The organism is Microcoleus sp. B6-A1 (assembly GCF_036705085.1).
GTDB lineage: Bacteria > Cyanobacteriota > Cyanobacteriia > Cyanobacteriales > Microcoleaceae > Microcoleus.
In genome coordinates, this window is the sequence record NZ_JAUBTU010000120.1 from 6,012 (window position 1) to 19,872 (window position 13,861).

The following is a 13,861-nucleotide window of genomic DNA, read 5'->3' on the forward strand; positions in this document are numbered from 1 at the left end:
AATGACTGCTGACTAATGACTGCTGACTAATGACTGCTGACTAATGACTGCTGACTAATGACTGCTGACTAATGACTGCTGACTAATGACTAATAACTAATGACTAATAACTAATAACTAATGAAAATTCACTGGTATCCCGGTCACATTGCCAAAGCTGAACGGGCATTAAAAGAACAGCTAAAGCGGGTAGATGTGGTGCTCGAAGTCCGAGATGCCCGCATTCCATTGGCTACTTATCACCCCCAAATGCCGAGTTGGGTGGGCGGCAAGCCGCGAGTATTGGTCGTCAACCGCATGGATATGATTACGCCTCGATCGCGCGAGGCGTGGGAAACATGGTTTGAGTCCCAGGGGGAAACTGCATATTTTACTAATGCCGAGCACGGTCACGGAGTACATGATGTGGCGGATGCGGTGCAGAATGCTGGGGTGCAGCTAAATCAAAGAAGGTTCGATCGAGGTATGCTGCCCCGTCCAGTCCGGGCAGTGGTAATGGGATTTCCCAATGTGGGAAAATCGGCTTTAATTAATCGGTTGTTAGGGAAGAGAGTGGTAGACAGTGCCCGCAGAGCAGGAGTAACTCGATCGCTCCGATGGATTCGTATTTCCGACGAAATTGAATTATTAGACGCGCCTGGAGTGATCCCAACCCGAATTAACAATCAAGAAAATGCCATAAAACTAGCTATTTGCGAAGATATTGGCGAAGCAGCTTACGACAATCAGGTAGTAGCAGCAGCGATGGTAGATTTGCTCCTAGGGATTGAGGCTGCTGATGACACGTTGATATCACTATCTGGTTTCAAATCCAGGTATAAATTAGATCCAGCCTCTAGTAATGGTGAAGATTATTTGCACGAGGTAGCAAAAGACAGGTATAAAGGAGATGTCGAACGAACGGCGCGGCAGATGTTAAACGATTTTAGAACTGGTGTTTTAGGTCAACTTACTTTGGAGTTGCCGCCGGCTCGATCGGACTCATAACCTACAACTAATCAGAAATGGTATTAAATAGGGATTTGCTGACGGTGATAATTTGAACTTCGTCTCCTATATGTAATATTTTTTCTGCTGGTTGAGGTGCGAGCCGCGTGTTAACTATCAGCCGACTAAAGTGATTTAAATGCCCTTTTTTTACCAAGTCAGGCATAATTTCCTTCTGCTTGGCTGTTAGTATATTTTTAAAATTTAGATCGCTTGCTTGCGCCCCATAATTTTGCGTAGATAGGATACAGGGATGACCGGGATTAATAGCTTCAAATATTACAGTCCCTATTTTAAACCTCACAATTTCATCGGCTTGTGGTAAAAGTTGGTCTTCCCAAAAAGCCGGGACATCTCCTATTTCAATATTAGCTCGCAAGCGATGGCGCATCTCGTTAACGCAAACTCTCGGAAACCAAGATGCAACTTCGGCAATTGTTTCGGTACTGATAATGCTTGGCCCTGGTGCAGCGGTATTGTCGGGAAAACCTGTCAGCAAGTTTTCAATTAATTTGACAGGGAAACCGAAGTAGTTGCTCAACCAACATTCTATTGCCAAGCGTTCTCTATCTACATGAAAAAATATTTCTTGTTCGGTGCCTTGAATTTTCAGGCCGGCAATTCTCTTTTTGATGTCAAAGGATAAGCGTAGAAAACTGACTCCGCTGTTGTGCTTAGTGTTAACCAATTCTCCGGCTGCATCGCAAATTGCAAAAGAGCGATCGCCTTCTAGAGCTCCGCTGGCTAGAATAGTTGCTTGACTGACTGCTATGCCGTCAAGGGACTTTACCGGATAGATATGAATGCTGGCGACGTAGGACATTTCGAGCCATTGATAAAAAATAGTCGTTTTAGATACATTCTAGCATCCCTGTCCGCAGAAGGATGACTGCCGTTGACTTTACTAAATAAAATAGGAATGAAATAAAAATGGGCCGCTTTTTTGAAGTTTACATTAAGCCGGAGCAGCTTGTAAAGAAAAATCAAAGAAGTCTGACTGAGCTTGTGGTATATATTATGCTAAGAAATACAAACAATTGAACCGAGTTGCAAGCAATGACTAAAAGCGAAAGAACAGGTATGATTTCGCGACGGAATTTAATGTTGAGGGCTGGTGCAGGGATGCTGGCGGCAAGCTTGGCACCTGCGTTTTTACAAGCCGAAGCAGTAAAGGCAGAGGCAATCTCTGACATTACCCCCGACGGTGCTCTTAAGAAATTGATGGCGGGTAATCAACGCTACCTTCAGCAAAAACGGACATTTCCCGACCAAGCTCGATCGCGAGTTGTAGAAGTAGCAAAGGGTCAACATCCGTTTGCAACCATCCTGGCTTGTTCTGATTCGCGGGTTGCTCCCGAAATTATTTTCGACCAAGGATTAGGGGATTTATTTGATATCCGAGTAGCTGGAAATTTTCTCGACGATGTGGTTCTCGGGAATATGGAATATGCGACCTTAGAATTAGGCGTGCCACTATTAGTAATTCTGGGTCACGAACGCTGCGGTGCTGTCAAAGCAGCTTTAGATGGCAAAGCTGTGCCGGGTCACATTAGCACTTTGGTGGCGGCGATTAAACCGGCAGTTGATTCGACCAAAGGTCAAAAAGGCGATGCCTGGGATAACGCAGTCAGAGCTAACGTGAAAATGAATGTAAATAAGTTAAAATTAGCGTCGCCTATTTTAGCTAAAGCAGTGAAAGCGGGCAAGCTTAAAGTTGTTGGGGGCCGCTACGATTTGGATAGCGGCAAAGTAGAGATAATTGCTTGATTTTATTTCTTACATCTTATATCTTGCACAACTGTCAATAAAAAACTTGAGCGCGGGGTGGGGGCGGGTTTTTGAGTCTTTGGGTATCCTTTAAAGCTATTGGTGAACCCGCCCCTACAGGTTTTTGACGGAGGGTGCAAGATGTCAGTTACATTAAACCCATTTCTTGTAGTCCCCGGCGCAGGCGTTCTGCTTCAAAAGGGCGGCGCTGTTCGTGAAGGGCGATCGCTCTTTTGAATTCTGCTAAACTTTCTGGCATTTTGCCGATTTTCAGCAAGGCTACTGCCAAGTTTTGATGAGCTTCCGCGTGTTCTGGATCGATTTTTATCGCTTGTCGGTAATAGGCGATCGCATCTGCTAAATTTCCGGCTGCCTTCAGCGTCAGTCCTAAATTATAGTGACCTGCTGCAAAATTGGGGTCAATTTTTAAAGCTGCTTTGTAAGCTTTTTCAGCAGATTTCAAATCTCCTTCATCTTTGAACAAATTGCCCAAATTATTGTAAGCACCCAACTTGAGCGGCGGGAACACACTTGTATTAATTGCCGCTTGATAGTGTTCTTTTGCTTTGGCAAACTGCTGCTGCTGGCGATAAGCAATTCCCAAATGATAGTTGAGTTCGTAAACAATAGAATCATCAATTGCCGCAGCCGTCAAGCCTTTGGTTAATAAATTAATTCCCCGCCCGATTTGCCCGCTTTCTACATACAGCGCACCTAATTTGCTACAAGCATAGGCATCGTTTGGATAATAAGCGATATAGCGTTCCATTGCTGCTTGAGCTTTTTGGAATTTACTTTTTGCGGCGATCGCATCTTTTTGATAACCAGAGTGCCAAATCGCCACATCGGGGAGAGAAGCTATTTTCCATTTGGGTTCCCTCTGCAAAATCTCAGCCACGCTGTCGTCTACCATTGCGTGGTAAGGGCGAGAAAAGCGGATATCGAGGCGATTGCGAAACAAGCGCGACACTAGGGAATAGGGAGATTGAGAGGCACCGATTTCTTGGCGGATGAGATTGATTAGCAGCAGTTGATCGCTCGCAATTGCCGGCTTTATTTGAGGTACAATCTCCGGTACCAAAACCTCATCGGCATCTAATACCAAAATCCAGTCGCCCTGGGCGTGCTTCAGACACTCGTTGCGCGCCACTGCGAAGTCGTCGCACCATTCAAAGTCATAAACCCTCGCCCCGGATTCTCGGGCAATTTCACGGGTGCGATCGCCCGATCCCGTATCCACCACCACCATTTCGTCAACAACACCCTTAACGCTGTCCAAAGTCCGCGACAGTGTTGCCTCTTCATTCTTCACAATCATGCACAGAGTCAGATTCATCGGGCGCAAACTTTCCTCATTTCACAGAAATATTGTAATTTTTTTACCAGTAAAACACAAAAAGTCCCAGAAAAGATTCTCCTATTTCCTTTTTGCCTTGAGCATAAGTACCTTTCTTCCCTAGAAAAAGTGGCTTAACTCTTTTGAGATATTAAAAAGCCTCAAACTGGGACGATTCATGAGAAATCCTACCACTTTCGGTTCCTCCCTGCGGTAGAGGTAATGGCTCGATAGCGGTTGTTATTCTAAGAACATAAGACAAGGCACAAGAAAAGTTTAAGTATTCAGGAGAAAGAGAAATGGGAATTATTGCTTGGATCGTTTTAGGACTGATTGCCGGTGCGATCGCCAAAGCCATTTATCCGGGAACTCAAGGCGGCGGCTTTCTGGCAACAACAGGTTTAGGAATTTTGGGCGCCCTAGTGGGAGGTTATCTAGGTCAAGTCTTACTGGGGACTAGCGGGGGAGCATCCTTCGGAGTAATTAGCCTACCCAGCATAGCTTTTGCAGTCGTAGGTGCGATCGTTCTACTATTCATCTGGGGATTGTTAACTCAGCGTGCTGCATAACAAATATTGCCAATTCCCAGTCGATCGACTTTTAGGGTATTCATAAACCCGGTTTCTTCCAGAAACCGGGTTTTTCAGTTGTTGGTAGGTGTGTCAATCGATTTTAGATTTTAGATTTTAGATTTTAGATTTTAGAGGCGAGCCCACGGATAAATGCGGGGGCTTGAGGATTTTCGATTTTGGATTTTGGATTGATTCCACGGATAAATCCGGGGGCTGTACCATCAAGAAATTCTTGGTCAGCCTACTTTTACCAAATCCGGGTTAAAAACCCCTATCAGACTCAGCGCTTGCAACGGTTCAAGAGCAAAACTTTCGTCCGCACAGAGGGGGACTGAAGAATAAAGAGGTAAAAATCCCGGATTGGGTATCAATTAATTAATCAATCCGCAAATTGAAAGGCAAGCGAACATAAACCCCCTGCGGGTCGTTCATCGACTTGATCACAGCCAATTCATCTTGCATTTTCTTAAATTCGGCCGTTAGCGGGTCGAGTTTGGCGGCTGGTTTCAAAACGTGAACGCCGGAAATTTTTTCCAAAATTCGCTCCTCCAAAGTGCGGCGTTTTGGATATTCTTCCAACTTCCAATCGTCGCCGAGTTTAGCTTGCTTCGCTGCCTCTCTGACAGCATCTTCAAGACCGCCAATTTCATCGACTAAACCCAACTCTTTCGCCGCCGTACCAGACCACACCCTGCCTTGAGCAATTTCTTGTACCTGGTTTTTCGGCAGTTTGCGGGAGGTGGCGACTTTAGTAATAAATCGATCGTAAATGCGATCGACTACCCTCTGAATATTCGCCAATTCTTGAGGATTTTTCGGACGGGAAACCGTTTTAGTATCCGCAAAGCGGGCGGTTTTTACCACGTCCCAAGTTAGGCCGTTGTTAGCAGCCACCTTTTCGGCGTTAAACAGCATTCCAAAAACGCCAATCGAACCAGTAATCGTATTGGGTTCGGCAAAAATGCGGTTGGAACCCATCGAAATCCAATAGCCGCCGGATGCTGCTAAATTGCCCATTGAAACAATAACTGGTTTCTTTTTCCCCGTCAGCATCACTTCGCGTGCAATTACTTCGGCCGCCGTCGCGCTGCCTCCGGGACTGTTGACGCGCAAAACCACTGCTTTTACGTCGTCATCTTCTCGGATTTTCCGCATTGCTTGAGCGATGCGATCGCCTCCTACTTGAGTCGGGCCCCCTTCGCCGTCTACAATCTCTCCTTCAGCGTAAAGTATAGCAATTTGGTTTTTCTTGTTAGCATGACTTGAGTTTTTATTCTCAGCAATTCTCGCGTAGTTTTTCAAACTAATTTGCTTGAAAGATTTGTTTTCGCGATCGGTTCCGGTGAGTTTTTTGAGTTCGGTCGATATTTCGTCAAAGTATACAACTTTATCAACTAACTTGTTTTTGAGAGCTTCGTCAGCCATCAAAGTTCCGCCATTATCTGCAAGCGCTTGCAGTTGCGGAACAGTCACTTTGCGACTCGGGGCGACAGTTTGCAGGTATTCTCCCCACATATCTCCGAGCAACTTTTGAGTTTGCTGGCGATTTTCGGGACTCATTTTTGTGAGCAAAAACGGCTCAACGGCTGACTTGTATTTGCCGACGCGAGTTACTTGCACTCCCACGCCGTATTTTTCCAAAGCACCAGTGAAAAACATTGCCTGACTGCTAAAACCGTTGATTTCCAAAGCGCCGTAAGGATTGACTGCAATTGTATTAGCAACGGAACCGAGGTAATAATCTCGCTCATTCCAGTCCATCTGGTAAGCAAAAATGGGTTTTTTGGCATCTCGGAAACGCTGCAAGGCCCCTCGAACTTCTTTGAGATTGGCAAACCCGCTGCTGCTGGAAATTGAGCTGCCTTCGAGATAAATACCAACGATTTTCGGGTCTTTTTTCGCATATTCGATCGTGTCTAAAACAGTCCGCAGCGTCACTGTATCGCCGGAATCTTCCGAAAGCACTTCTTCAATCGCCGCGCTAGTGCTACGGCTCGGTTTGCTGTCGGTGATATTTAAAGAAAGGTCTAATACCAATACCGACTTATCTTTAACTTGCGGGCCTGAATCTTTAGACGACGATGCCGCCAGAGCAATTAGCAGTACGAGTCCCCCCAATCCGATGCTGCCCAGCAGCAACATTCCTAGGAAGGTTCCCAGTAAACTTGCACAGGTATATTTTAGGAAATCTTTCATTAGATTATTGGTAATTGGTAATTGTTAACTGTTGACTGTTGACTGTTGACTGTTAACTGTTAACTGTTGACTAAGCTGTTCGGCATTTAAAAGACGATAGTAGGGTGCGTCAGTACAGAAGTTTTTCCCTTGTAAGCGTAAGTGTTCTAACTGACGCACCCTACAAGCCTCTGTTAACTGTTAACTGTTACCTGTTGACTAATGCCAACTAACAACTGCCAACTGCCAACTGCCAACTGCCAACTGCCAACTAACAACTGCCAACTAACAACTGCCAACTAACAACTGCCAACTAACAACTGCCAACTAACAACTGCCAACTGCCAACTGCCAACTAACAACTGCCAACTGCCAACTGACTCACTTTTATCTTAACCTTTCCAAAACCGCTTCTAAAAACCTACAGAAATCTGTAAATCAAACTTAGCGGTCTATGTTTAGCCTAGACTAAGTGCTATAAGCTTCCTGATTGCTCAGGTTGACCTAATCTTCCCAGTTAGAGACTGCATTGATTAGCAGAGGACTTGAAATATTTGGTTTTTTGATGATTAGTTTGTGCCAAGTGTTTTTCTGTGGTTTTCACACCCAGTAAGCTTTAGCAACCCGCACTAATCAAGCGTTTTTCCAGTTTATAACAATTCTTGTTGGTTTTCGTCAAATTCTTAGAAAACCTAGACAAACCTACGTATTTTGGCAACTGCCCAAAACCCCAGAATGTTTTAACTCATCCAAATTACCGCAGCCCGTACAGAACATCACGGTGGCGATTTCTGCAATTAAAACCTCAGCTAGAACGCCTGCTGCTGATTCCGATTCCGCTGCAGCTTGTAGAAACGGCCGCGCCAGTCCCGCAATATCCGCGCCAAGGGCGAGAGCCTTCGCTGCATCCAACCCATTCTGCAAGCCTCCAGAGGCAATCAGAGGAACATCCGGCGCTACGGCGCGGGTGCTGACAATGCACTCGGCTGTCGGTATTCCCCAGTCGGCAAAGGTTGCGCCTAACCTGCGCTGCTTGCTATCTTTAGCTCGCTCTCCTTCTATTTTCGCCCAAGAAGTGCCTCCGGCCCCGGCAATGTCGATCGCACCTACCCCGGCGGCGAGCAATTTCTTTGCCATTTTTCCTGAAATACCGTTGCCGACTTCTTTAGCAATAACTGGTACTGGTAATTGATCGCACAATTTGGCAATTTTATCGAGCAGTCCTTTAAAGTTAGTATCGCCTTCGGTTTGGACGCACTCTTGCAGCGGATTGAGGTGCAAAATTAGGGCATCTGCTTCTAAAAGATCAACAATTTTTTGGCACTCTTCCAAACCGTAATTGTAGTTTAATTGAACGGCTCCGATATTGGCAAACAGCAGAATATCTGGAGCGCGGCGACGGACGGCAAATGTAGGAGCTAGTTCAGGATTTTCTACAATAATTCGCTGGGAACCAACTCCCATTGCCAGTTTGTATTCTTGAGCGACATCGGCGAGGCGATAATTGATTGTCTGGGCTAATTCTGTGCCGCCGGTCATCGAGGAAATTAGCAGGGGAACGGCTAGTTTTTTGCCGAGAAATGTGGAGGTTAAATCGATTTGGGTGCGATCGAGTTCTGGCAAACAGCAGTGTTCAAAACGGTAGCGTTCGAGGCCGCTGGTAGTTTCGCGAAATTGTACGTCTTCTTCGAGGCAAATCCGCAGGTGGTCTGCTTTGCGGGTTTCGGTTTGCGAGGGGGAGGTTAGCGGCAAGTTCACAGTGGCTATTTGGGGAAAGAGTTTTGATTTGGGAATATAGCAATTTTATTTCATTTTTGAGATTTTTTTTATGAACCGCAGAGAGCGCAGAGGGCGCTGAGGGGAAGAAAAGAGAGATGTGCGTAAATCCTGCCAGGGTTTCTGTATTATCCAGGAACAGTCAGCGGCATTCCGTTATCTGAAGGTTTTAATTTTAGTAAGAAAGGAACTGCTTTTTGCACCCATGCTTTGACTGACGGGTAATTTGCCGCATCTTCTCCGAAACAAATGTCCAGCATATCGGTGTGAATTATCCCCGGATTCAAAGGAACTGCTGCCATACCTGCGGGCAATTCTTGAGCGAGCGATCGCGTAAGTCCTTCTATTGCCCACTTGGAAGCGCAATAGGGCGCGACTTCCGGCGAAGTTGACCTTCCCCAACCAGAACTAAAGTTGACAATTATGCCACTTTTTCGAGCAATCATTGCCGGGACAAAGTGGCGAATTACATTAGCCGTACCTTTAATGTTAACATCAATTACCTGCGAAAATTCTTCGTGGCTGACATTCCAAAGAGGCGCGAGATGATTAGCTACGCCTGCATTATTAATTAACAAATCTGGCGGCTCATTTTTTGCCAGCATTTCTGTTGCCCAAGCTTTTACTCGATCGTCGTTGGTGACATCCACACAAGTAAAATGGTGGGGCGCACTATATTTTTGGTTGAGTTTTTCCACCGCTTCGGAAGAACGGGCGCATCCCAAAACTCTATGTCCCAATTCCATAAACTTTTCGGTCATGGCAAGACCAAGACCGCGACTGACTCCGGTAATTACAATTAATTTTGTCATAGATTTGTTGCTATTTTCGTCTTAAGTAATACAATACATATTGACGGGTCAATTGACAAATCGATAGCAGGGAGAAAGCATGAAAGTAAAAGCAGCAGTTGCTCGCAGTGCCGGCAAACCTTTGAGCATTGAAACGGTCGATCTAGATGGGCCGCGCGCTGGAGAGGTGTTGGTGGAAATTAAAGCGACGGGTGTTTGTCACACTGACGCTTACACTCTTTCCGGTGCAGATCCTGAAGGCTTGTTTCCGGCTATTTTAGGCCACGAGGGAGCCGGGATTGTCGCAGAAGTGGGGCCGGGAGTCACGAGTGTCAAAGTGGGCGATCGGGTAATTCCTCTATACATTCCCGAATGTCGCAACTGCGAATATTGTTTGAGCCGAAAAACTAACCTCTGTCAAGCAATTCGCGTAACTCAAGGCCAGGGAGTGATGCCCGACGGCACGAGCCGATTTTCCATAGATGGGCAGAAACTATACCATTACATGGGAACTTCTACCTTTGCTAATTATACAGTATTGCCAGAAATTGCGGTAGCAAAAATTCGCGAAGATGCTCCTTTTGATAAAGTTTGTTTAATCGGCTGCGGCGTAACAACTGGCATCGGCGCTGTCATCAATACTGCGAAAGTAGAGCCTGGTTCTAATGTGGTAGTTTTCGGTTTGGGCGGCGTGGGTTTGAATGTAATTCAAGCGGCTCGCATGGTGGGAGCTAACATGATTGTCGGCGTAGACTTGAATCCCGACAAGCGAGAGATGGCGGAAAAATTCGGCATGACTCACTTTGTCAATCCCCGCGAAGTGGAAGGCGATTTAGTGCCTTATTTAGTAGATTTAACCAAAGGCGGAGCAGATTACAGTTTTGAATGTATCGGCAACATTAATGTGATGCGCCAAGCTTTAGAATGCTGCCACAAAGGTTGGGGCGTGAGCGTAATTGTCGGGGTAGCGGGAGCCGGTCAAGAAATTAGTACCCGCCCGTTTCAGCTAGTAACTGGTAGGGTTTGGAAAGGGACGGCTTTTGGTGGCGCAAAAGGCAGAACTGATGTTCCTAAGATTGTTGATTGGTACATGGACGGTAAAATTGATATTGACAGTCTGGTAACTCAGGTAATGCCGATAGACAAAATCAACGAAGCCTTTGATTTAATGCACAAAGGCGAAGTAATTCGCACAGTTTTGACATTTTGAACAAAAATCTTTCTCTCTTCCCTCTTCCTCTGCGCCCTCTGCGCCCTCTGCGGTTAAAAAAAAATTAATTCAAAAATGAAAGAGAATTAACATGATATCAGACTCCCTAAAACTGCACAAAGAACAGAAAAGTTTCGGTGGCAAACTCGGCTTTTACAGCCATCAATCCTCCGCTTGCAACAGCGAGATGAAATTCGCAGTTTATCAGCCGCCGCAAGCTTTATCTCAACCCGTACCAGTTTTGTATTTTCTATCAGGTTTAACCTGCACAGAAGAGAACTTTATGGCAAAAGCGGGGGCGCAGCAATTTGCGGCAAAATATGGGTTAATGCTGGTTACACCCGACACTAGCCCGCGCAATACTGGTATTCCTGGGGAAGATGAGGATTGGGATTTAGGAAGTGGTGCGGGTTTTTATGTTGATGCGACAGCCGCACCTTGGAATGCTCACTATCGAATGTACAGTTATGTCGTTGATGAATTGCCGAATTTAATCGCCGAAAATTTTCCAGCGATACCCGAAAAACAGGGAATTTTCGGTCATTCGATGGGCGGACACGGGGCTTTAATTTGCGCTTTGAAAAATGGATCTCGCTATCTTTCAGTTTCCGCTTTTGCGCCTATTTCCGCGCCAATGAGCTGCCCTTGGGGACAAAAAATATTCGGGCACTACCTCGGTGGCGACAAAGAACTCTGGAAGGCTTGGGATGCTAGCGAATTGGTGCTTGAGGCGCAATACAACTCTCCGATTCTGATTGACTGCGGCACTGCTGACTCGTATCTGGCTGACGGGCAGTTGTTGCCGGAAGTGTTCGCGGAAGCTTGTGCAAAAGCGGGACAGCCGCTAACTTTAAGGATGCAGGAAGGTTACGATCACAGCTATTATTTTGTGGCGAGTTTTATTGAGGATCACATTCGCCATCATGCGGCTGCTTTGTGTGAGTGAACTTTAGTTTGTAGTAAGGAATTTAGTCCTTAAACCTAATTTCATTGTGCAGCGCACTCCAGGGGACTAAAAGCATATCAGCTATTTGCGATTGTCCTCTAGCCCTGTAGATATCCATAGCTTTCTCAAAATCTTCAATTCCCCCCTGTAAATCTCCTGTTCCACTTCGAGCAGTAGCACGAATCATGTAAGCTTCTACAAAGTCAGGATTGAGATTTATTGCTTCAGTAAAAGCTGCAACTGCTTCCTCGTACAGCCCCCTGCGACCGAGGTCGAATCCTTGTTCGTAAAATTCTCGAGCTTCCATAGCATTTCTTAATTATCGATGTAGTTAATTCTGGAGCGTCGATATAGAAGTTTTTAAGCCGATGAAATAGAGCAGACGGGTAAGGACACGGCAGTCCAGTTGATGGTTTGTAGTGAGGAATTTAGTCCTTAAAAGAAGGACTGAACTCCTCACTACAAACGGTTAATTAAGATCAATCGGAAATACCCAGTCTTTATAATTGCTGTCGCGATTTTCGATAATCCCGGTTAGTTTGTCCAAAATCTTTTCGGTGATGGGTCGGTTTGTGGGCAAGTGATAGTTTTCTACTCGCTTAATTGGCGTAATTTTGGCTGCGGTTCCGCAGAGGAAAATTTCGTCTGCAATCAACAGTTCTGATCTATCAACGGGTCTTTCTATGACTTCAATTCCTAAGTCTCTGGCGATTGTGATTACGCTGTCTCTGGTAATTCCTTCGAGAATATCTTGATCGAAACCGGGAGTAACTAATTTACCGTTTCTGGCGATAAATATGTTCATTCCTGAAGCTTCGCTGACTTTTCCCTGAGTGTTCATCATAATAGCTTCGTCGAAGCCGGATTCTACTGCTTCGGTTTTGGCTAAAGCTGAGGTGATGTAGGCGCCGCTAATTTTACCTCTTAAGGGCAAACTGCGGTCTTCTTGGCGATACCAAGAGCTAATTCTACAGTTGACTCCTTCTTTGGGCAAATAGTCGGAAAGTTCTAATCCGTAGACAAAAAAGTCGGTTTCTACGTTGTGCAGTCGGGGGGCAATTCCTAAACTGGATGTGTAGATAAAAGGGCGGATATAAAATGATTTTGTTGGTTGGTTTTTCTGGACAAAATCAATAATTATTTGTTGAATTTTGCTGGCTGGTAAATCGCAGTGGAGGAAGCTGGCACTTTGACTTAATCTTTGACAGTGGCGGTCTAATCTAAATAGCAAGATTCGATCGGCATTTTGGGGGTCGGGAATTCCCCGCAACCCGCCTAAAACTCCGGTTCCGTAGTGCAGTGCGTGGGTTGCTATGGAAATTTTGGCGTCGGTAAATGGGAGAAATTGGTTTTGAAAGTAGGCAATTGGTAGAAAACTATCCATGATTCAAGCTGGCGATGAGTTTGGCAGTCCGCGAGGAAAGCTGAATTTGGTTATATTACCATAAGTTATACCATTTGAGATTTGAGATTGAGAAGGACTGATTTCATAAGGGTTTGAAGGTTGCCTACAGTTGGATTGTTTTTTAAGACTGGTATTATTCTTTTGTTGTGATATCAATTTATAAAATAATATCGAGAGCGGTCAGTTTGGTTGATAATTGTTTTGGCAAAAAGTGCGATCGTCTTCTGCAAGCTTCGCTAACGACTACAAACAAAAATCAACCAAGGGGCAACAATGGCACGTAAATGTTTCATCATTGAAATGGGGATGGGTATTGACCAGCACGGGCAGGAACCGACTGTAGCCTGTGCAAGGGCTGTACGGAATGCGATCGCCCATAATGCTCTCCTAGGCGTCTGGGAAGTGGCGGGTTTGACTGACCCGAATCAGATGATTGTTGAGGTTAAGGTGGCTGTTCCTTACCCGGAACAAGTGCGGGAACAGGAGGTGTTGGCGGTGCTCCCTTTTGGCAGCAAAACTCTGATTGTGGAGCAAGGAGGCATGATTGTCCCAGGAAGGGCGATCGCCTCTCTGAATGATAAAAATGATGAAATGCTAATCGCGGTGGCGGCTGTGACTGTTTTTGTGGACACTGAGGATTAATTAATTTTGTGTTGTTTGAATAAATCGGCGGTGAAGCAAGTGCGATCGATCGCACTTGCTTGTTTCCGCGATCGGGCCAACGCCTGTCTGTTAAAAAATGATTAATTTAGACTAAGTTGTAGGGTGTCGCGGAGATATGGCATGAAATATCGTAGAAAATCTGAGGCACGCTATAACTTAGGAATGAGAATTAAATAACTTCCACTCTTGAAAGTGGGATGGGCGTCCCGCCCGTCCAAAAAGGACGGGCGGGA

General features: G+C 45.5%; 13 protein-coding genes. 6 read left to right on the forward strand and 7 right to left on the reverse strand.

Features of this window, described 5'->3' with window-relative positions:
• The first annotated feature begins 120 nt into the window (after positions 1–120).
• On the forward strand, positions 121–987 hold the full coding sequence (gene ylqF, locus QUB11_RS28270) for a ribosome biogenesis GTPase YlqF (protein ID WP_333206986.1): 867 nt from the start codon (positions 121–123) through the stop codon (positions 985–987).
• Positions 988–994: 7 nt separating this feature from the next.
• On the opposite strand, the gene QUB11_RS28275 is transcribed toward ylqF, so the two are convergent.
• Positions 995–1,810, reverse strand: a complete 816-nt coding sequence (locus QUB11_RS28275; RefSeq protein ID WP_333392255.1) for an MOSC N-terminal beta barrel domain-containing protein — start codon at positions 1,808–1,810, stop codon at positions 995–997.
• Between the two features lie 233 nt (positions 1,811–2,043).
• Between QUB11_RS28275 and QUB11_RS28280 the strand changes: the two genes are divergently transcribed.
• A complete protein-coding gene (locus QUB11_RS28280; protein WP_333392257.1) occupies positions 2,044–2,754 on the forward strand; it encodes a carbonic anhydrase in 711 nt (236 codons plus the stop codon).
• A 148-nt stretch (positions 2,755–2,902) separates the two neighbouring features.
• Here QUB11_RS28280 and QUB11_RS28285 read toward each other — a convergent pair whose 3' ends face one another.
• Positions 2,903–4,090: a tetratricopeptide repeat protein gene (locus QUB11_RS28285; protein ID WP_333392258.1), complete on the reverse strand. Its 1,188-nt coding sequence runs from the start codon at positions 4,088–4,090 to the stop codon at positions 2,903–2,905.
• Positions 4,091–4,389: 299 nt separating this feature from the next.
• Here QUB11_RS28285 and QUB11_RS28290 point away from each other — a divergent pair, with 299 nt between their 5' ends.
• Positions 4,390–4,659 (forward strand): GlsB/YeaQ/YmgE family stress response membrane protein, encoded by a 270-nt coding sequence (locus QUB11_RS28290; protein ID WP_333144671.1) that lies wholly within the window; start codon positions 4,390–4,392, stop codon positions 4,657–4,659.
• A gap of 378 nt (positions 4,660–5,037) precedes the next feature.
• On the opposite strand, the gene sppA is transcribed toward QUB11_RS28290, so the two are convergent.
• From sppA to QUB11_RS28305, 3 genes are all read right to left on the reverse strand, one after another.
• Positions 5,038–6,858 (reverse strand): signal peptide peptidase SppA, encoded by a 1,821-nt coding sequence (sppA, locus tag QUB11_RS28295; RefSeq protein ID WP_333392259.1) that lies wholly within the window; start codon positions 6,856–6,858, stop codon positions 5,038–5,040.
• Positions 6,859–7,539: 681 nt separating this feature from the next.
• Positions 7,540–8,595: a type 2 isopentenyl-diphosphate Delta-isomerase gene (fni, locus tag QUB11_RS28300; protein ID WP_333392270.1), complete on the reverse strand. Its 1,056-nt coding sequence runs from the start codon at positions 8,593–8,595 to the stop codon at positions 7,540–7,542.
• 146 nt (positions 8,596–8,741) lie between these two features.
• A complete protein-coding gene (locus QUB11_RS28305) occupies positions 8,742–9,425 on the reverse strand; it encodes an SDR family NAD(P)-dependent oxidoreductase (RefSeq protein WP_333151857.1) in 684 nt (227 codons plus the stop codon).
• Between the two features lie 79 nt (positions 9,426–9,504).
• Between QUB11_RS28305 and QUB11_RS28310 the strand changes: the two genes are divergently transcribed.
• Both QUB11_RS28310 and fghA read left to right on the forward strand, forming a co-directional pair.
• Complete coding sequence (locus tag QUB11_RS28310) at positions 9,505–10,614, forward strand: S-(hydroxymethyl)glutathione dehydrogenase/class III alcohol dehydrogenase (RefSeq protein WP_333279867.1); 1,110 nt, start codon at positions 9,505–9,507, stop codon at positions 10,612–10,614.
• A gap of 91 nt (positions 10,615–10,705) precedes the next feature.
• The gene (gene fghA / locus QUB11_RS28315) at positions 10,706–11,560 is read left to right on the forward strand and encodes an S-formylglutathione hydrolase (RefSeq protein WP_333392273.1); all 855 of its coding nucleotides are present in this window, start codon (positions 10,706–10,708) and stop codon (positions 11,558–11,560) included.
• Positions 11,561–11,582: 22 nt separating this feature from the next.
• On the opposite strand, the gene QUB11_RS28320 is transcribed toward fghA, so the two are convergent.
• Positions 11,583–11,867: a tetratricopeptide repeat protein gene (locus QUB11_RS28320; protein ID WP_333151851.1), complete on the reverse strand. Its 285-nt coding sequence runs from the start codon at positions 11,865–11,867 to the stop codon at positions 11,583–11,585.
• A gap of 162 nt (positions 11,868–12,029) precedes the next feature.
• Positions 12,030–12,944 (reverse strand): branched-chain amino acid transaminase, encoded by a 915-nt coding sequence (locus QUB11_RS28325; protein WP_333392277.1) that lies wholly within the window; start codon positions 12,942–12,944, stop codon positions 12,030–12,032.
• 294 nt (positions 12,945–13,238) lie between these two features.
• On the opposite strand from QUB11_RS28325, the gene QUB11_RS28330 reads away from it, so the two are divergent.
• A complete protein-coding gene (locus tag QUB11_RS28330) occupies positions 13,239–13,607 on the forward strand; it encodes a Lin0512 family protein (RefSeq protein ID WP_190736353.1) in 369 nt (122 codons plus the stop codon).
• Positions 13,608–13,861 lie beyond the last annotated feature (254 nt).